Source organism: Candidatus Bathyarchaeota archaeon, assembly GCA_029882535.1.
Taxonomy (GTDB): Archaea; Thermoproteota; Bathyarchaeia; order Bathyarchaeales; family SOJC01; genus JAOUKM01.
On the sequence record JAOUKM010000032.1, the window covers coordinates 1 to 18,088 of the forward strand.

Here is an 18,088-nt window from a genome sequence, read left to right on the forward strand (position 1 = left end):
TTAGAGAGCTCATGTACTGCGGCTACATCATCTATGATCACATACTTCACTTCTACTTCCTAGGCGGGCCAGACTTCGTGGTGGGGCCTGATGCCCCTGCAGCGAAAAGAAACATTCTTGGAGTAATCGAGAAGGTTGGCTTAGATATTGCCAAAGAAGTGATTAAACACCGGGCCTATGGACAGAGGATTACTGCTATTTTGGGTGGTAAAGCTACGCATCCTGCCTGTGGGATTCCGGGTGGTATTTCGAAGGCGTTAAGTGAAGAGGATAGGCAAGAGATTGAGAAGATGGTGAAGTCTTGTGTGGAGTTTGCAAATTTTAGTCTCAACTTGTTCAACGATGTAGTCTTGAAGAATAAAGATTATGTAGACTTGATTAAAAGCGACATTTACGCTATGAGAACCTATTACATGGGACTTGTTGACAACAACAATAAGGTTAACTTTTACGACGGGAAAGTTCGCGTCGTAGACCCTGCAGGGAAAGAGTTTGTGAAGTTTGCGCCAAGCGAATACTTGGACATAATCGAAGAACACGTAGAACCATGGACTTACGTTAAGTTTCCATACCTGAAAAAGGTTGGTTGGAAAGGGTTTGTAGACGGTGCTGAAAGTGGTGTTTATCGTGTAGGTCCACTTGGGCGGTTGAATGCTTCAGAGGGTATGTCGACGCCTTTGGCGCAGCAGGAGTTTGAGAGAATGTATGAGACTTTAGGTGGAAAACCTGTGCACTCTACTTTGGCTTTTCATTGGGCGAGGCTGATAGAACTAATGTACGCAGCTGAACGGGCTTTGGAATTGGTCACAGGCAAGGACATAACAAATAAGGATGTTAGAAACCCGGTAGGTGCTCCTGGTGAGGGTGTGGGAATTGTGGAAGCAGCAAGAGGCACCTTAATCCATCACTATATTCTTGATGAGGATGCTTTGGTGAAGAAGGTTAACTTGATAGTGGCTACGACTAATAATTCTGCAGCTATTGATATGTCTATTCGCGACGCTGCGAAGGGCTTGATAAAGAATGGTGTGGTCAATGAGGGATTATTGAACAAAGTGGAGATGGCGTTTAGAGCTTATGATCCTTGTATGGGTTGTGCTACACATTTTGCTGTGGGTCAGATGCCTCTTAAAGTCCACATCTACGATAGCGAACGCAATCTTGTTAAGACATTCACGCGCTAGCGATTTTTTCTCTGCGCGCACATGCAGTTATTGTTAAATCGTAAGATTTAAGTTACTCTTATTGTAAAGTATGTTATGAGGAAGTTTGCTCATGGGAAGATCAAGGACAATTCCACTAGCCCGTGGTTTAATAGCTGGAGAAACGACCCCCATTTACGGTCAACTAGAAGTATCCATTACGAACAACAGTGACATCAAAATTGTGATTAGACGAAAGCCCTATACTGGTCGTTCGGATGTGAAGTTTTCTATATCATCCACAAGTCTGCAAAGGCTCATAGACATTCTACAGGAATCTAAAGAAAAGCTTGATGACATTTGGCTTTCAAGAGTTGCTACTAGGGAACTCAGGGCAAAAAAGAAAATTAGTGTCCATTGAAGATAAAAAAAAGTTGTGAAGTTGAGAGCTTGCGATTCGCGAGTCGCAGTCATGTTATTGAATATGCACTGGACAAGCTTCGTAAAGAATCAAAGAAATAGTCAAGCATCTAGTTTCTCTTTTTGCGTGCGCACGCATTGGTTTAAAAATAGGATGTTTGTCCGGGTTTGTATTCCTGGTGTTTGGGGCCGCAGCTTGGTGTTCGCGCGTTATACTGCTGAGGTTGACTGTTATGTTGGTGTTGTTTCCTAGAATCTTCGCAGGACTGCTTTGCCGACAAATTCTATGAGTTCGATCTTTTTTGGACATATGTCGATTTTCGAAATAAGTCCTTTATTAAGATTTACGACACATTATGTTTTAGGCTGGACTTATGAAAAAACCAAAAGAAAAACAAACCGTCGACCTGCTTGATCTTCCACAAAAGGAAAGAGTCCGCCTTTGCAAAGAAATCCATGATATTCTTCAGCAAAGAGTCATAGAAGAAAAAGACTCGCAACAAAAAACCGAAACGGAAACACAGGAGCATTATCGAAACAAGAGATTTCTCGCGAAAACTACAGAATCTTACCTTACAAAGATAAAAAACCGCCAAATCTGTAACCGCCTAGTCTAACCACAAACTAATAACGTTTCCCAACAGACTTCTCTCTTCAAAGATTTATAAAAACGTTCTAACGTCTTCAACACTTTTCTATCAATATAATAGGGCAAAGGCAACTATAAGCGGAGCAAAGATCGATGCAACCAGCGACATAACTGTAATCATTGTATTCAATGATGGACCTGCAGTGTCTTTGAATGGGTCGCCAACAGTGTCACCTACAACCGCTGCTTTGTGAGTGTCTGAACCTTTGCCTCCAAGTTCTCCTGCTTCGATATACTTCTTAGCATTGTCCCATAAGCCGCCAGAGTTTGCCATAAACAAAGCAAAGATTAAGCCGGAAAAAATGCTGCCACCAAGATAACCTCCAAGCGCTTGGATACCTCCGAATTCATATGGAGGTCCTATCGAATTCGCAATGATTTGCCCAACAAAACCAATCGCCAACGTAGCACCAATGGTTATTAGGCTGGGGGGCAACAGTTCCTTCAAGGCTCCCTTAGCTGCGATGTCCACACACTTTGCGTAATCTGGTTTTACTCCTTCTTTTCCCTCTTTCAAACCTGGAATTTCCCTAAACTGCCTTCGAATCTCCTCTATCATTCGGAAAGCATTCTTTCCAACGCCCAGCATTACCATAGCCGAAAATAGAGCAGGCATGGCAATACCAATAAGGGCCCCTGTAAAGACAAATGGGTTCATAAGGTCAAAAATGATTTTACCAGCTTCTCTCTGAACGATTTCTTGATAGGCGGCAAGCAACGCTATAACCGTAAGTCCAGCTGCACCTATTGCAAATCCTTTTGTTATAGCTTTTGCGGTGTTGCCTGCTGCGTCAAGACGATCTGCAACATCAATAACTTCTTCCTCCATTCCCGCTTGTTCCGCGATTCCTTTAGAGTTGTCTACTATTGGACCGTATGCGTCGCCGGCTACGATCATGCCTACTATTGACAGCATTCCAACAGCGCTCATTCCGACTCCGTAGACGCCGAACCCAGCGCCCACGCCGAGCTCGCATATGAAGTATGCCCCTGCAGACGCGATACCTATGCCGAGGAGGGGTGGAAACATGCTAATTAGACCGTAAGAAAAACCTGTGATGATGTTAATCGCGGCACCTGTTTGGGAAGACTCGGCAGTTTTTTTCGCGGGCAGTCGATCTATAGAAGTGAAGTAGTCAGTGGTTATGCCGATTATGATACCCGCAATCACTCCCACCGAAAGAGCGCCCCAAATTTCAATGGGATACTCTAGATAGTAGGTCATTAGAAACGTAAGAACAATTAGGATGGTGCAGGTGAAGTATGTTCCCCAGTTGAGAGCTTTCCCAGGATTGCCTTTTTTGCCAACTCTCACCACAGCCACTCCGATTATGGAAGCAATGATTCCTAACCCTGCAAATATTAGGGGTAGGTTCACGTAAGGATTGTTTAGTGGAGCGACTTGTCGAAGTCCCTCACCCAAAATCATTACTGCTACGATGCTGGCGACGTAGGAGTCGAATAAGTCAGCGCCCATTCCAGCAACGTCGCCGACGTTATCGCCAACGTTGTCTGCGATTACAGCAGGGTTTCGCGGGTCGTCTTCTGGAATGCCCATTTCAACTTTTCCTACTAAGTCGGCACCTACGTCCGCTGTCTTCGTGTAAATACCGCCTCCAGCTTTGGCGAACAACGCCATGGCACTGGCTCCGAAGCTGAAACCTAATACAAGTTCAGGCCTGCCCGTGAGAAAGTAAACAACTGATACTCCTAATAACGCTAAACCCACAACTGAAAGACCCATAACTGCCCCACCTCGAAAGGCTATCGGAAAAGCTTTGTTCAGCCCTTCTCGAGCTGCATAGGCAGTTCTCCCGTTGGCTCGTAAAGCTACTTCCATACCAAGAAAACCTGCAATAGCCGAACAGACTGACCCGAAAATGTAGGCAGGCCCTATTTCAACGCCCATACCCATATAAACGCCTAGAGCAACCGTCAAGATTGCTGCCATGACAACCACGAAGACGGCTAAGGCCGTGTATTCTCTTTTAATAAATGCTCTTGCGCCTTCTTTAATTGCTGCAGAAATTTCTTGCATTTTTGGTGTTCCGCTGCTTTTGCTATTTACGTAAAAGTATAGGTACACTGAGAAAACGATAGCAACCAAGGCGGCTATGGGCGCGATTAAAACCGTAGTCATTACTACATTCTCCTTTTCTAATAGTTCCATGACTTAACATTACCGTCTTTTAACAGTTTCGAAAAATCTTATATTCTACAAGTTCATGATCTAAAGCTTTCATCATAATACGAGGTATTAGAATTGAATGAAAAACTTGCAAATCCAGCACCTCTTGGATTGATGGGTTTCGGAATGACGACAGTACTCTTGAACCTTTACAACGCTGGCTTCTACCCTTTGGACAGCATGATTCTGGCTATGGGTCTTGCTTACGGCGGTTTAGCTCAAATAATTGCTGGTGTGATGGAGTATCGTAAAGGCAACACGTTTGGAACAACCGCTTTCTGTTCTTATGGCTTGTTCTGGTGGTCGCTAGTAGCGTTGGTTATAATGCCGAGTGTTTCCTTCTTTGAAGTTGTAGCTTTCTCGGATACGTCGATGGCAGCGTACTTTTTCATGTGGGGGCTCTTCACTTTCGTCATGTTCTTCGGAACATTAAAAGCAAATCGTGTCTTACAGTTTGTATTCCTAAGCTTAGCTATACTGTTCTTCTTACTGACAGCCAGAGACTTGACGGGTAGCGCAAACATAGGCACTATAGCAGGATATGAAGGGATAATCTGCGGCTTAAGCGCCGTCTACCTAGCCCTAGCAGAAGTGTTAAACGAAGTTCACGGAAAAACAGTTCTACCTATAGGCTCAGTGAGCAAATAAGGACGGGGGACTCTAACAAAAAAGAGAGATCTATGAGGCTATTCACGCTTTGCAGTAAAGACTCCAATTATGTTGCCATCTAGATCTGAGAAAAGCCCGAACAATCCAACATTTGGAATTTCCGTTTTTTTCCTTTACTGTTTTCCTAACTCCTTTCTTTACAACGAAAACTCAAACTTTCAAATTATTATGTGTTCCTATGACAGGATACTGTTAACTTATTCATGATGAAGGGAAAAGATTTTATTTCAGAGTCTTATTTTTCATAGCTCTAAAAAGCAGAGTTGTAAAGCTATGTCAAAACAAGTTAAATGGGTTAGAGAAGATCCAAATAACAAATTTGTATTCTGGCCAACCGAAGAAATGAAGAAGAGAGCATGGGTAAGCGACGAATCAATCTACAAAGAAGCAGCTAATGACCCTGTAGCCTTTTGGGCTGCAAGGGCAAAAGAAGGATTAGAATGGTTCCAACCATGGATAGAAACGTACCAGTGGAACCCGCCATACTACAAATGGTTTGTCAACGGCAAAATAAACGCCTCCTACAACGCCCTAGACCGCCACGTCAAAACATGGCGAAAAAACAAAGCAGCAATCATATGGGAGCCAGAACCAACAAACGAGCCTAGCCGAGTGCTCACCTACAACGACCTTTACCGTGAAGTCAACAAATTCGCCAACGTGCTGAAAAGCTTAGGCGTAAAGAAAGGCGACCGCGTAGGCATCTATCTGCCTATGATTCCAGAAGTACAAATCGCTATGCTCGCTTGTGCCCGCATAGGGGCAGCTCATAGCGTCATCTTTTCCGCTTTTAGCGGCGAATCATTGAGAAGCAGGATGCACGACGCGGAGGCAAAGGTTCTGGTTACTGCAGACGGCTACTACCGAAGAGGCAAAGTTGTCAACCTTAAAGCTAACGCAGACATAGGCATCAAAGATACTAAAGTTGAACACGTTGTCATTGTTAAACGTGCAGGAAACGAAATCAACATGACTGAAGGCAAAGACCTCTGGTGGCACGAACTGATGAAAAAAGCTCCGCTTTACTGTGAACCCGAACCTATGGACAGCGAGGACATGCTTTTTATCCTTTACACAAGTGGCACTACTGGAAAACCGAAAGGCATTGTACACCATAATGGCGGCTACTTAACCGTCGCCTTTTGGACAGCTAAATGGGACTTCGACCTCCACGACGACGACATATTCTGGTGCACCGCCGATATAGGCTGGGTCACAGGACACACCTACTCGTGCTATGGACCGCTGCTTAACGGCTCAACCCTCCTAATCTACGAAGGCGCCCTAAACTTTCCAGAAGTAGACAGATGGTGGGAAATAATAGAAAAACACGGTGTCACAATCTTCTACACAGCACCAACAGCCATACGAATGATACTGAGATGGGGTGAAGAGTGGCCTAAGAAACACGACCTCAGCAGCCTACGTCTCCTCGGAACAGTGGGCGAACCAATCAACCAAGATGCGTGGATGTGGTATTTCAATCACATAGGCGGAGGCAGATGTCCCCTCATAGACACGTGGTGGCAAACCGAAACAGGTGCTACCCTCATAAACTCGTTACCAGGCATCGGTCCATTTATTCCAACAGTTGCAGGCAGAAGCTTCCCAGGCACAACTCACGACGTTCTAGACGAAATTGGAGAGCCGGTTAAAATTGGCGAAGGGGGGTACTTGGTTCAAAAAAGTCCCTTTGCACCTGGAATGCTGAGAGATGTGTACAAAGACCCTGAAAGATACAAAGCGCAGTATTGGAGTGTTTATGGCGACAAACTCTATTATACAAGTGACGGTGCAATACGATGGGATGAACTAGGTAACATACGTTTAACTGGCAGAGTAGACGACGTGATGAAGGTTGCAGGCCACCGACTCTCAACAGCCGAGGTGGAAAATGCGTTGACACAGCATGCCTTTGTTGCAGAATGCGCAGTAGTCGCCGCACCCCATGACGTAAAAGGTGAAGTTCCAGTTGCCTTTGTCGTCCTAAAACAAGGAACAACGCCCTCCCAAACACTTGAAAACGCACTTATACAACAAGTGGTCAAAGTCATCGGACCCACAGCGAAACCTGCAAGAATAGTGCTGACAGACGCGTTGCCTAAGACTAGAAGCGGGAAAATCATGCGGAGAATCCTGAAAGCCTTAGTGAAGGGTGAAACAGTCGGCGACGTAACAACTTTAATGAACCCAGAAACTGTTGAAGACTTGAAACAAAAAATTGGATACTCAACGTGATACATGTTTTTTCACCTTTTTTAACAACAGAATGCGATTTGCAGTGCAAGTATTGCTATGGAAAATCCTGCGAAGACATCGACTCAGACTTCGCTAAGAGACCGTTGGAGAAATGGGTAAAAGAAAGATACAATCCGGAAATTCAGCATCTCGTGCGGTTCTGGGTAAATCAAATAGACAAAAGCGGAAAGGTGCTCCGGTTATATCCCTTCTTGGAATTGATACAATCGCTATTGCATGATAAGAAAGCTTTCTGCGGTGTGGTTCTGGATGGATTAACTACAGCATCTCAACTGACGGCACGATTGTTCCTTGTCCAGCCATGAGTGGAATAAAAGGTTCTTGTCTCTAAACCATGCACTAAATGTGAAATTCTAGGCGAATGTCGTGGATGTTGCTTGTACGCGAACATCACAAAACATTGGAGCGACGAGGCTTACGCCATAGTTTATAACACCGTTAAAAACCTTGTCTCTTCGCTTAAACAAGAAATGTCTAAAGTTAAAAGGTTGGTTGCACAAGAAAAAATCAAGCCTACTGACTTCAACTATTTGAAGTATAACAATTGGAAATAATTCCTTTACCTTTGCAAAAAAGTGGTGGCTGTGGTCGGCAATTTATCCAAAAACGTCAGGAAAGGAGAAAGGAGAATCCTGCCTTCCACAAACCCCCTGAAGTGGAATTAAGTTCTATAATTAAGTTCTATATAAAACTTATCAAAAAAATCGAGTTTCTAAAAGGCTAAAAGGAGTTTTTTGTTCAAGATTTTTCTTTTCTTAAGCTTCCCTAAGATTGCCGAATGTTCTTTGAACAACCTCTGGCATCGCAGGGTGAATGTGCATAGGTCTTATGATGTTCATAAGAGTGTTATCTTCTATGCTCATTGCGTTGATTATTTCTTGTATTAGAATAGGTGCGAAGGGTCCTATAATATGCCCGCCTAGAATCTTTCCTGTCTCTTGTTCTACGATAACATTCACAAATCCTTTTGGGTCACCTATTGCAGCGCCTTTCCCAGTGTCTTTGTAATATTCCTATGTATGAACCGTTAGAAGTTTCTAGATGTAAGATGCTTGGGATTTCGTGTTAAACTCGTAGCAGTGTATAGGAAAATAAGTATAAAAAGATGAATAATGCTCCTGCTTTCTTGTCGACTTTCTCTCTTAGTGCAAGCGTTAATATGACCACGATGGAGCCAAATATGGCATATAAGCCTGTGATCATGGCGGTTTCGCCAGATACTGCTTGTGGGAAAAAGAACTGTCCTATTCCAACTGAAACAGAAGCATCAACAAGACAGCTTCCTATGGCGTCTCCTATAGCAAGCTCGTATTGTTTCTTTCGGATGGCTGTTAAGTCAACCATTAATTCTGGGAGAGATGTCCCGATTGCGACCACGAAGAAGCTTATGAGGTACTCGGAAATGTGGAAATCTGCCGAAAGTTTGATCACTGATTGTACCACCGCATAGGCTCCGATCGCAACGCCCACGAAGCCCAAAATGGCTATCATCCAGTCACGAAGGTGATAAAGGGGTTTTTCATTGGGATGTGCCATTGCATGCTCTTTTTCCTTAGCATTCTTTGCTGTGATGCTTCTAGTTAGTAGTATGAAGACTGGCCAGCTAGCCACCAAAAAGAGTGCGTTAATCCTCGTAAAGTACCCCTTCTCGGCTATTGACACTGCAAGTATGAGTGCCAAGACCTCGAAGGCCCCGATGACCAACACCTCTTTCCTCTTCACTTTGAACTTCCCAGCTAAGAATGGAAGAAGCCCTAACACAAGAGTTATCTGGGTCAAGACAGATCCGAGGGAGTCCCCTAACTCTATGTCTGCGTGACCTACCGCACACGAGACGATTGAGTTAACGATCTCTGGCAAATCCGTGCCTATGGACACTAGTATAAGACCGATCACAAGCGGAGAAATCCTCAATGCTGAAGCTATTTTTACTGAGTGCTCAACTGCCTTGTCGCTGGAATAAGTCATAAGCACGATTCCTATGATGAGAACTGCGACTGCAATTACTGTCTCAAAGACCAACTAGAATACTCCTTGCAAATACGATTGTTTATCTGATTTTAATTACTTAAACATTATTAACCGGTTAATAATTTATATCAACTTAACACTTATAACTAAGTCTTGAAGCGCATAATGGAGGGGCGTAGGCTACGTCTAAACCCAGGAAAGCCGTCTACATTGTGGATGACCCTGAAATTATCCGCTTGCTCGCAGACTTTACGCGAACAGAAATTCTACGCTTATTAAGCAAATACCCAATGACAGAAACGCAACTCTCTAAGCAGCTAGGTATTACGAAAGCCGCAATCGGCTATCACCTACATCTACTAATGGATACTGGAATCATAAGCATAGACAAGGTTGAGCCGGAGGAACATGGCATCCTGCAAAAATATTACACTCCCATAGCAGTTCTACTCATCATCGACCCTGCTCGCATACCACGGGACGTTCAAAGATACTTCATCCTAACACAAATAGAACATCTGAGGGGGATGTTCAGCGTCTTCAAATTATATCATCACGTTTCTAAGGTTTCATCAGAGAACTTAGAAAAATTAGCAGTTGCAATGTTAGGACAGCTCAAAATGGTCGGACAAAAGCACATGAAAGATATGGCACCAGAGGATGCTGAATCTTTAAGAGTAAAAATCTACGCTGAAGCCCTCTCCAACCTTACGAAGGAAAAGGAATGGCATAGCCTGTTTCAACGGTTAGGGTAGGCTGTGCAAAAGCAACAAAATATTATGCATGTACACAATGAATGGTCTATGGCACATTTTTCATTTGACTAATAGTGCTGCAGATTTTTTCAGGGTTATTTGAAGAAAAGCCGAATGGCTTTCCTTTCCGTAGGATTATTTTCACCGCGTCGCCAAGTGATGTTGTGTAAGCCCAAGAGCCATCAGTGCCATATCTAACGCCGATACCATAGTATCTTCTAAAAGGGGCTTTAGTTGGTTCACAGGATACTATATCCTCTATTAGAATTTGTTTGCGATTGAAAAAGCCGTAATAAATTAGAAGGCTTTCAGTGGTCACCTTTATCCGTATGCCCCGATAATTCCAAAGCCCAAGCAACACAAACACTAGAGGAGACGCTAAGACAACAATCAAAAAAGTAAAAATGAAAGTGGGAAACTGGCTATTACCCCAGCCATACTGATGAAGACCACTGCGTGCGCTCTAAGTAAAGCTCAAGCCTCAAATGGATTTCGCTGAATCTAAGCACTGTGAGCAAATGAGAGTAAGGCAACAATGGAACTACAAGCGCGCGCATGATTTAAGAGTGAAGAAGTTTTTTCGCTGAGACCAGCAGGGTTGCTATGACTAAGGCTGAATCGATGTACTCGCCTCTAAGCACTTTCTCTAGCACCTTCTCAAAATTTTCAAGCTCAATGTCCATTATCTCACTTGGATCAAAGCTGCCCTTGGGCTGGAGAGATTTCGTGAAGAATATCTCAACAGTGCCCCCCATAGTACTAGGAGCCCAGCTGAATCTTCCAATCCACTTGAGCCTTTCGGCAGTGTAGCCCGTTTCTTCCTCTAACTCCCTTAGTGCTGCCTTCTCAGGCGTCTCGCATCCCTCCACTCCGCCTGCTGGTAAGTCGTGGATTATCTTGCGGAAGGGATGCCTATACTGCTTCGTAAGGATCATTTTGTTGTCCTCTGTGAAGGCTGCCACAGCTACTGCACCAGGTTCAGCACCTGTACCTGGATGGTAGACCCATTCATGCGTTGAGCCATCTGCGAACTCGAGAATATCCTCAATGATACGTCTGCCATGCTTATCATAAACTATTCTGGAATCTATTACCTTAACGCTTTCAAACTTTGTAGCCAAACTTTCCACCACTCTCAAATACTCCCTTTACTCTAAAATCATTTCTTAACGAGCACGCGCGCATTCTATCTATGTCCAATACATAAGTAATGAGCGGGGACTATCAGCTAGTATGCTTTATGAGTGAACGGAAGGGCAACAACGTGTTTGTGTCTCGGATACCATTTATTTTTCTAATTTTCTGAATTAGCAATTGGCTGATTTCTTGAATTGTGGTGAATATGGCCCTCCCATGGAGGCTAACTTCCATAACAACAAGCAGATCATATATACCGCTTATGAAATGAACCTCAGTGATTTCTTTGAATTTCAATAGTTGTTCAGATACTTTTTCATCAAGCCCAGGTTGTGTATTCAACATTATAAAAACTCTATATGTGCCCTTCATCTCGTGAGCCATTAAGATCACCTTGAAGCCATTTCATGTTATTGGTTTATAAGATTTTTGTTCCTTACAGATACATCGACATCTTTCAAGGACGTGCACCTAAGAATGTTTTGGCTAAACACTACACTTCACAGGAATAGAGATGTTGAAAGAGATTTGTGATAAAGCAAATCTGAAAGTGTTAGAGTAATCGTGTTTGTTAAGAATCGATTTTTTTAGTCGTTGACTCCATCATCCAGGCAGTAGTTCCCATCAGAGTTACAAATCCAATTAATCCAAGAATTGTACCCAATCCAACAAAATTCCACGCGTAGGGAATATCTTTTACATGATATGCAACAAGGGCTACTCCTCCGATTAGCACTGCTAACCCTAGAAGCCATGCTACCCATAACTTGAGGATTTTTTGGAACACCACGAATCTCCTTATATCACAATAGCGAAGGGGTTCTCTTTAAGAGATTTGTCATGCATGCATTATGCATGCATGCCTTCTTTCTGCCAACTTCTACCCACTCGTGCACTTCTTCGAACCTACATACATCTCTATAAAATTCAAGAAGCTGAGGCTCCACTTCAGCGAGAACAATCTTAGCCCCCTGTTAAATGCCCTATTGTAGAAAGCATCTACTAATTTGCTCCCGATTCCTCTCCCCTCTCTTTCTTATGCACTCTCGTTTCATGTATCATAGCTTCTATTCTTTGCGTTGGCATGCATACAATACAGGAAGCCATCCATCTCAGGGACTTACTGGATGCCTACAATAACGGCGGCTGAGACTAGATACTACTTGGATCACTAATTTCAACTACGTCAACTCAGAGCAACCTCGCCCATACAGGTAAGAATTTTTAGGCAAAAGGTGCTGATTCAGTCAACGTGATAAAAATGTCATTCCTGAAGAAAACCAAGAAGAAAGCCAAGGAAGCCTCGAAAAAGACGACTAAAACTGCTGAAAGGGTTGGGAAGAAAGGCGTTAAGCTAGGAAAGAAAGGGTTCAAAGAAACCAAGAAAAAAACTGAAATAATCATTTACAACTCGATCTCTCCTCCTCTTTTTCCTCTCTCATGCATTAGAATTCCTAAAGTGATTTACGATAAGGCGAATTTGAAGGTGCTAAGACAGTTCTTGTGAAACGTAAATAAAGGGGAGTCAATCATTCCCCTTTGTTGTGCAGGAAGAGGATTTAGATGAAGAGGATTTTTGCGATCACTTTCCTTAATCATCTTGTATCTGGAGGCCTTGCACTGATAATTCCATTATTACTATTGAAGAGAAACGTTAATCTTGCAGAGATCGGCATCGTGATTTCTATCTTACCTCTAGTCTTTCTTGTAGTCCGACTGCTTCTTGCAACACTTGCAGATCAAGTAGGGTGGGCTCGATTCTACTTGCTGCTAAACTGGCCTGGAACGGTTTTTTCGACTTTGATATATTTAGTTGCTAACTCCATTCCTGCCTTTCTCTTAGGAAAGATTGTTGAAGCAGTGAAAGTGTCTTCTTACTGGGCGGTTAACAGAACTGCCATCTTTTCACTATCTCCTAAACAAAAGGCAGCGGGAGCTACAAGGAATGCCGCTGTTATATCTTTGTCTACTGCCATTGGCAGCGCAATTTCAGGTGTGGCATTGGTCTTTATGGGATTTGAACTCACATTGGGCATGTTGATCCTTGCATCTGCAATTATGGTGATTCCAGCCGCACTACTTTGGCGAGCTCAGAGAATGAAATCAAGGGCAGGAGTCCTAGAAGCTATGGCCTTACTCAACCCAAGAGATAAGGGTAAGATATTTTGGTTTGTCTCATTTGCTATGTTATTCTTTAGCCTTGCATTTTATCCTCTTTTTGCGTTGCTTTTGCCAGTTTTTATGGTACAGCAACTTGGATATGATTATATCACAATAGGAGTAGCCTTCATGCTCTACGGCTTGCTAGCTGCATCTGTAACGTTTAGCACACTAAGGATTCGTCTTGATATTCGACGAGTTGTTGTTCAGAGTGTAATTGCCTTATTTGTAACGTTTCTCTTGGCAAACTCGGGTAGTTACTTTCTTGCACTCTTCTTGGCACTAGCTCTCGCTGATGGTCTTGGAATAGGCTTTTTTGAATCTATTATTGCGAAAGCTACAAAGAATGAACTAACTGTTTCCGTTGATGTAGGATTGCTTCATATACCTATGAGAGTTGCAGAGTTCACCTCAGTATTGTTAGCTGGATTTGTCGCCCAGTCTTTCGGATACATGCCTGTATTCGCTGCTTCAGGAATTTTCTTCACGGTTTTCTCTGTTCTTTCCTTGTACGCTCTGAAAATGTGAATCGGAATTGGAAAAAGCATTAAAAAGTTGGACGCCACAATCCTTAGGAAATTAGGATGTTGAAGGTTTGGTGCCGAGGGCCGGGTTTGAACCGGCGACAAATGGAGATATCTCCCGCAAAACCCCCCTTTTTTCTTTGGGGGCACATAAGTGGCGTCAGTAAAGTAGGAAGGTTTATATATATCGATATCGATATCAATATTCGTATCATATATGATATCAATATCGATTGAATTGGAGGTGAGAATATGAATTGTTCACATAGACACCATTTTGGTCGTTGGATGAGACACATGGCGTCTGTTCCAAAAGGCTTCTTGAAATACTCCGTGTTGAAACTGCTTGACGAAAAGTCCCGATCGGGATCGGAAATCATGAACGAAATCGAAAGTAAGACTGAGGGACGTTGGAAGCCAAGTCCTGGGTCGATTTATCCCCTCTTAGCGTGGCTTCAGGAAAAAGGATATACCAAGGAAGCACCGGACCAAGAGCCCGGTATGAAACGTTATACCCTAACTGATGAAGGCAAAGCGTTTCTAGAGGAACACGTCAAGAGAAGGAAAGAGATTCAAGAGAGATTTGGTGCTTTCAGGCCTCCATTTTACAGGTTCCCATGGCTCAACTCTTATCCTGAAAAGGCAAAGGAACTACTCGAAGCAGGAAAGAGTTTCATGAAGGCTAGCTGGAGCCTTCTTGACAAATTGCGCGAAAAATACACGGAAGAAGCTGCCACACAAGCCAAAGAAGTTTTCAAACAAGCCACCGAAAAACTAAATGAAATAGCCAAGAAACTGGAACAAGCTGATTAGGTGTACGCACACCGACAGTGGAGATATCCCCCGCAAACTCCCCCTTTTCTTGGCAATGCGCATGCGCAGCTCTAGCTACCTCATGAGCTAGCTCCAATGAAGGATTGTATTTGCCCTTCTTGAGGTAGAGTGCGGTTTTTTCTTACACCAACTTTCCTCGTTAGGTCTTCCCGTGTTGCGCGCGCTGAAGGTGTTAGACGCTTAAGGCAAAGATCTCTGCACAAAGCATAAAAGCTAAACTCACAAAATCCAAGACGAGCACCATGATTAACAAACGCGTTTTAGTCTTAGCTTTCGAATTGCTCAGTCTATTAGTAGTCATCAGAGCAAGTGCCCATGCAGTGGGATATTCGGTCGATGTATTTGATGGCACAGCACCGGTTATTGATGGCGAAATGGCGCCCGGCGAATGGAATGACGCCTCCACTCTCTCTTTCAACTTCACAATTGTCCATCTGAAGCACGATGCAAACAACCTCTACATCGCATTTAACATCAGTGACGCCACTCTCGACTCCGATGTCGAGGGTGTTTACCTTGGCCTAGATACAAGCAATGATGGCGGTCCCAGTTTGAATCAATCTGATGACATAATAATCGGTACTTTTCGAAATGGAACTGCATTCGAGACGGACGGAATGGGCCCATTACCCCCTAGCCCAGGATGGAATGTGTCCGTGTTTGAAGAAGCTGCTGGATATACAATCGAATTCAATGTAACATATGGTAGAATCGGCATTACGTCTGGTGAAAACAAAACTCTGGGATTGCTACTCTTGAGCTATGATCAGTCCACCTTCCAATACAGCATTTGGCCTATAATGGGAATTATGGACGTTATGATTCCGTCAAACTGGGGCGACATGATGGTTGTGTTTCAGACAGGCCCCATCTACATCAAGCCTGACGGTTCGATTGAAGGTACCGACAAGATCGTAAGCATGGACAGCATTACTTACACTTTCACCAGTGACATAAACGCTTCAATCGTGGTTCAAAGAAGCGACATAATAATCGCCGGAAACGGATACACACTCAGTGATTTCGTTTCTGGAAACTTAGTTGGCTTTAACCTGACAAGCGTAAGCAATGTGACAATCAGAAATGTAAATGTTGCGGGGTTTGGGTATGGCATCTATCTTCAGTCGTCAATCCTGAACATTATCCTGGAAAACAACATAACATTCAACGAAGGAAACATTTACCTTGAGAACTCTTCCGATAACACGATAACAGACAACACGATAACAGATGGTGCCGAAGCCATCCAACTGCGTGCATCTTCCAATAACACAATCTCAGGCAACCGCATGAGCGATAATTATATCGGTGTTTGGTTTAGATTCAATTCTGCTAAAAATGTGATCTCGGGAAACAACATAACCGACAATGAATCTGGTATTGAACTCCTTGGTTCTTCAAATAGCAACACAATTTCTGGAAACAACATAACAGCAAACAACATGGTCGGTATCTACCTCGATGAATCTTCAAACAACACCATATCTGGAAACAACATAAGAGCAAACACAGATTATGGCGTGGAACTCTATGGCTCCTCAAATAACAACTCCATTTCTGGAAACACCATAACAGACAGTGACTATGGTTTATGGCTCGAAGGCTCTTTTAACACAATATGTGGAAACGACATATCGAACAACAAAGCCTTTCAAGGTTCTGAAGGCATCTACATTGGCTATTCCGTCAAAAATAACGTTGTTTCTGGAAACAACATAACAAACAACTATTACGGCATAGAGCTCTACGACGACTCAAACAATAACACGATATGTGGAAATAACATCGCAAATAACGAATGGCATGGTTTACACCAACACGCCTCTTCAGACAATTTCATCTGCAACAACAACTTCTTAAACAACACAAACCATGTTCTTTCATCTAACTCAGCGAATATCTGGAATAATGATGTTGAAGGGAACTACTGGAGCAACTATACCGGTTTCGACTTAAACCATGACGGAATTGGCGATACAAACCACACCATCGATGCAAATAACATAGACAATTATCCATTGATGGGGCCCTTCCACAGCTTCAACACTTCAATCTGGAAGTCCATCAACATTATCTCCAACTCCACTGTTGACAGTTTCAGGTATGAATCGTCTAGCACGATACGCTTCCATGTTTCCAACACAACAGCAAACCAAACTCATGGCTTTTGCAGAGTGAGCATACCTTATGAAGTTCTGTCTGAGCCGTTCAATGTAACTATTGATGGAGCTAATCCAACGTACTGGAACTACACCCTCTACGACAACGGAACACACCGATGGATTTACTTTGAATATGAACATTCAACTAAAGAAGTAGTGATAATCCCAGAATTTTCATTCTTCGCAATTCTTCCAATGTTCATGACTGCAACACTGCTGACAGCATTGGCTTACAGAAGAAAACGCCCTTTGGAAGCTTAGCAATCTCCATCTCTTTTTCTTCAAATAAATGATAAGGCAGATTTGAAGCCGCTCTGATTACGTAGAAGAAAGAGGGGAAGGCTGCTGGATTACTTGTGTCCTTATCTTTTCAATGTGTTCGCTGATTAGCTTGCATGTAAACTCTCTTATGATATTGGTATTTTTCCTTACGTTCCTGAAGAATCGTCCTAAGTAGTTCTCTGTCTTTGATAATTCGGTGTCGATTTTTAGTGTTGTGTTGTTTATTTGCTCTATGATTACGTCTAGTTCTCCGCTCATTATAGCCTTCTTCAGCTCTTCAAGTATCTGATCTCGAACCTCGAGTTGGCCGAACTTTGCTGCGTATTCTTCCTCCAAAGTCTTTTTGAGAAGTAGATGCTCCCTCATGAAGATGTAGGCGGGTTCAATGTTCTCTAGTTTGACAATTAGGACGCCGTCTTTCCATACGGTGCTATTTAAGGCATCATCTGGAAGTGTTTTAGTCGCAAGTATCCCGAAACTTGTCCCTTCCTTGTCCATGTATCGCTTGATTTGTTCGACATAGGCCTGTTGCCATTTTCCAGTGTATTTCGATTCTATCACTATCTTCCCCATCGCTTTGCCCCTCTCAATTACCTGGCACTCTACGTCCTCTTCCGATTTCCTTGCCTTCTCTGTCATGAACCTATCCTGTCCAGTCTTAAGCGAAGACAACCTCTTAGCAACAGCTTCCTCCTGCAGCTTCCCCATCACAAGAGGGTTTCCCTTAATCTCCATGATCGATTTTAAGACAAATCGAATTTCCTTCTCCATCTTCTCCTGTATTGACTTTTTGATTTCATCACTTTGTTCGTCTAGAGCTTCTTTGAACCACGCTGGGTTATTGTCGCTCATTGACTGTACGATTTTGAAAGCTACGAACATAGTATGCTGCAGTATGCCCTTTTCCTCAAGCTCACTCATCTGCTTCAGAAGTAT

Annotated in this window: 18 protein-coding genes and 2 pseudogenes; 11 read left to right on the plus strand and 9 right to left on the minus strand. The window is 43.2% G+C overall.

Going from position 1 to position 18,088, the window contains the following annotated elements:
* From OEX01_07665 to OEX01_07675, 3 genes are all read left to right on the plus strand, one after another.
* Positions 1-1,184, plus strand: a 1,184-nt coding sequence (locus OEX01_07665) for a Ni/Fe hydrogenase subunit alpha (GenBank protein ID MDH5448859.1), incomplete at its 5' end; no start/stop codon positions are given.
* A 91-nt stretch (positions 1,185-1,275) separates the two neighbouring features.
* Entirely contained in the window at positions 1,276-1,563 is a 288-nt protein-coding gene (locus OEX01_07670) for a hypothetical protein (protein MDH5448860.1), read from the plus strand.
* 373 nt (positions 1,564-1,936) lie between these two features.
* Positions 1,937-2,179, plus strand: coding sequence for a hypothetical protein (locus OEX01_07675; GenBank protein MDH5448861.1), 243 nt, complete (start codon positions 1,937-1,939; stop codon positions 2,177-2,179).
* A gap of 81 nt (positions 2,180-2,260) precedes the next feature.
* On the opposite strand, the gene OEX01_07680 is transcribed toward OEX01_07675, so the two are convergent.
* Positions 2,261-4,351, minus strand: a complete 2,091-nt coding sequence (locus OEX01_07680) for a sodium-translocating pyrophosphatase (protein ID MDH5448862.1) — start codon at positions 4,349-4,351, stop codon at positions 2,261-2,263.
* 123 nt (positions 4,352-4,474) lie between these two features.
* Between OEX01_07680 and OEX01_07685 the strand changes: the two genes are divergently transcribed.
* From OEX01_07685 to OEX01_07695, 3 genes are all read left to right on the plus strand, one after another.
* A complete protein-coding gene (locus OEX01_07685) occupies positions 4,475-5,047 on the plus strand; it encodes an acetate uptake transporter (protein ID MDH5448863.1) in 573 nt (190 codons plus the stop codon).
* 294 nt (positions 5,048-5,341) lie between these two features.
* Entirely contained in the window at positions 5,342-7,306 is a 1,965-nt protein-coding gene (gene acs, locus OEX01_07690) for an acetate--CoA ligase (GenBank protein MDH5448864.1), read from the plus strand.
* Between the two features lie 398 nt (positions 7,307-7,704).
* Positions 7,705-7,881 carry a hypothetical protein gene (locus tag OEX01_07695; protein ID MDH5448865.1) on the plus strand — a complete coding sequence of 59 codons (177 nt, stop codon included), beginning with the start codon at positions 7,705-7,707 and terminating at the stop codon, positions 7,879-7,881.
* Between the two features lie 201 nt (positions 7,882-8,082).
* On the opposite strand, the pseudogene OEX01_07700 reads toward OEX01_07695, so the two are convergent.
* Positions 8,083-8,319, minus strand: a pseudogene (locus tag OEX01_07700) (dihydrolipoyl dehydrogenase).
* Positions 8,320-8,392: 73 nt separating this feature from the next.
* Complete coding sequence (locus OEX01_07705; GenBank protein ID MDH5448866.1) at positions 8,393-9,349, minus strand: sodium:calcium antiporter; 957 nt, start codon at positions 9,347-9,349, stop codon at positions 8,393-8,395.
* Between the two features lie 161 nt (positions 9,350-9,510).
* Between OEX01_07705 and OEX01_07710 the strand changes: the two genes are divergently transcribed.
* Entirely contained in the window at positions 9,511-10,053 is a 543-nt protein-coding gene (locus OEX01_07710) for a winged helix-turn-helix domain-containing protein (GenBank protein ID MDH5448867.1), read from the plus strand.
* Between the two features lie 46 nt (positions 10,054-10,099).
* On the opposite strand, the gene OEX01_07715 is transcribed toward OEX01_07710, so the two are convergent.
* The 4 genes from OEX01_07715 to OEX01_07730 form a co-directional block, all read right to left on the minus strand.
* Positions 10,100-10,447, minus strand: coding sequence for a PH domain-containing protein (locus tag OEX01_07715; protein MDH5448868.1), 348 nt, complete (start codon positions 10,445-10,447; stop codon positions 10,100-10,102).
* Between the two features lie 166 nt (positions 10,448-10,613).
* On the minus strand, positions 10,614-11,174 hold the full coding sequence (locus tag OEX01_07720) for an NUDIX hydrolase (protein ID MDH5448869.1): 561 nt from the start codon (positions 11,172-11,174) through the stop codon (positions 10,614-10,616).
* A 103-nt stretch (positions 11,175-11,277) separates the two neighbouring features.
* Positions 11,278-11,574: an Lrp/AsnC family transcriptional regulator gene (locus OEX01_07725; protein ID MDH5448870.1), complete on the minus strand. Its 297-nt coding sequence runs from the start codon at positions 11,572-11,574 to the stop codon at positions 11,278-11,280.
* 187 nt (positions 11,575-11,761) lie between these two features.
* Entirely contained in the window at positions 11,762-11,980 is a 219-nt protein-coding gene (locus tag OEX01_07730) for a hypothetical protein (protein ID MDH5448871.1), read from the minus strand.
* 471 nt (positions 11,981-12,451) lie between these two features.
* Here OEX01_07730 and OEX01_07735 point away from each other — a divergent pair, with 471 nt between their 5' ends.
* The 3 genes from OEX01_07735 to OEX01_07745 all read left to right on the plus strand — a co-directional run bounded on the left by OEX01_07735 (position 12,452) and on the right by OEX01_07745 (position 14,687).
* Complete coding sequence (locus OEX01_07735) at positions 12,452-12,697, plus strand: hypothetical protein (protein MDH5448872.1); 246 nt, start codon at positions 12,452-12,454, stop codon at positions 12,695-12,697.
* A 56-nt stretch (positions 12,698-12,753) separates the two neighbouring features.
* Entirely contained in the window at positions 12,754-13,878 is a 1,125-nt protein-coding gene (locus tag OEX01_07740) for an MFS transporter (GenBank protein MDH5448873.1), read from the plus strand.
* 248 nt (positions 13,879-14,126) lie between these two features.
* Positions 14,127-14,687 (plus strand): PadR family transcriptional regulator, encoded by a 561-nt coding sequence (locus OEX01_07745; protein MDH5448874.1) that lies wholly within the window; start codon positions 14,127-14,129, stop codon positions 14,685-14,687.
* Here OEX01_07745 and OEX01_07750 read toward each other — a convergent pair.
* Positions 14,629-14,911: pseudogene (locus tag OEX01_07750) on the minus strand (hypothetical protein). The gene OEX01_07745 and the pseudogene OEX01_07750 overlap by 59 nt on opposite strands.
* A gap of 39 nt (positions 14,912-14,950) precedes the next feature.
* Here OEX01_07750 and OEX01_07755 point away from each other — a divergent pair.
* Positions 14,951-17,131 carry a right-handed parallel beta-helix repeat-containing protein gene (locus OEX01_07755; protein MDH5448875.1) on the plus strand — a complete coding sequence of 727 codons (2,181 nt, stop codon included), beginning with the start codon at positions 14,951-14,953 and terminating at the stop codon, positions 17,129-17,131.
* 57 nt (positions 17,132-17,188) lie between these two features.
* Here OEX01_07755 and OEX01_07760 read toward each other — a convergent pair.
* Positions 17,189-18,088, minus strand: a 900-nt coding sequence (locus tag OEX01_07760; GenBank protein MDH5448876.1) for a DUF2130 domain-containing protein, incomplete at its 5' end; no start/stop codon positions are given.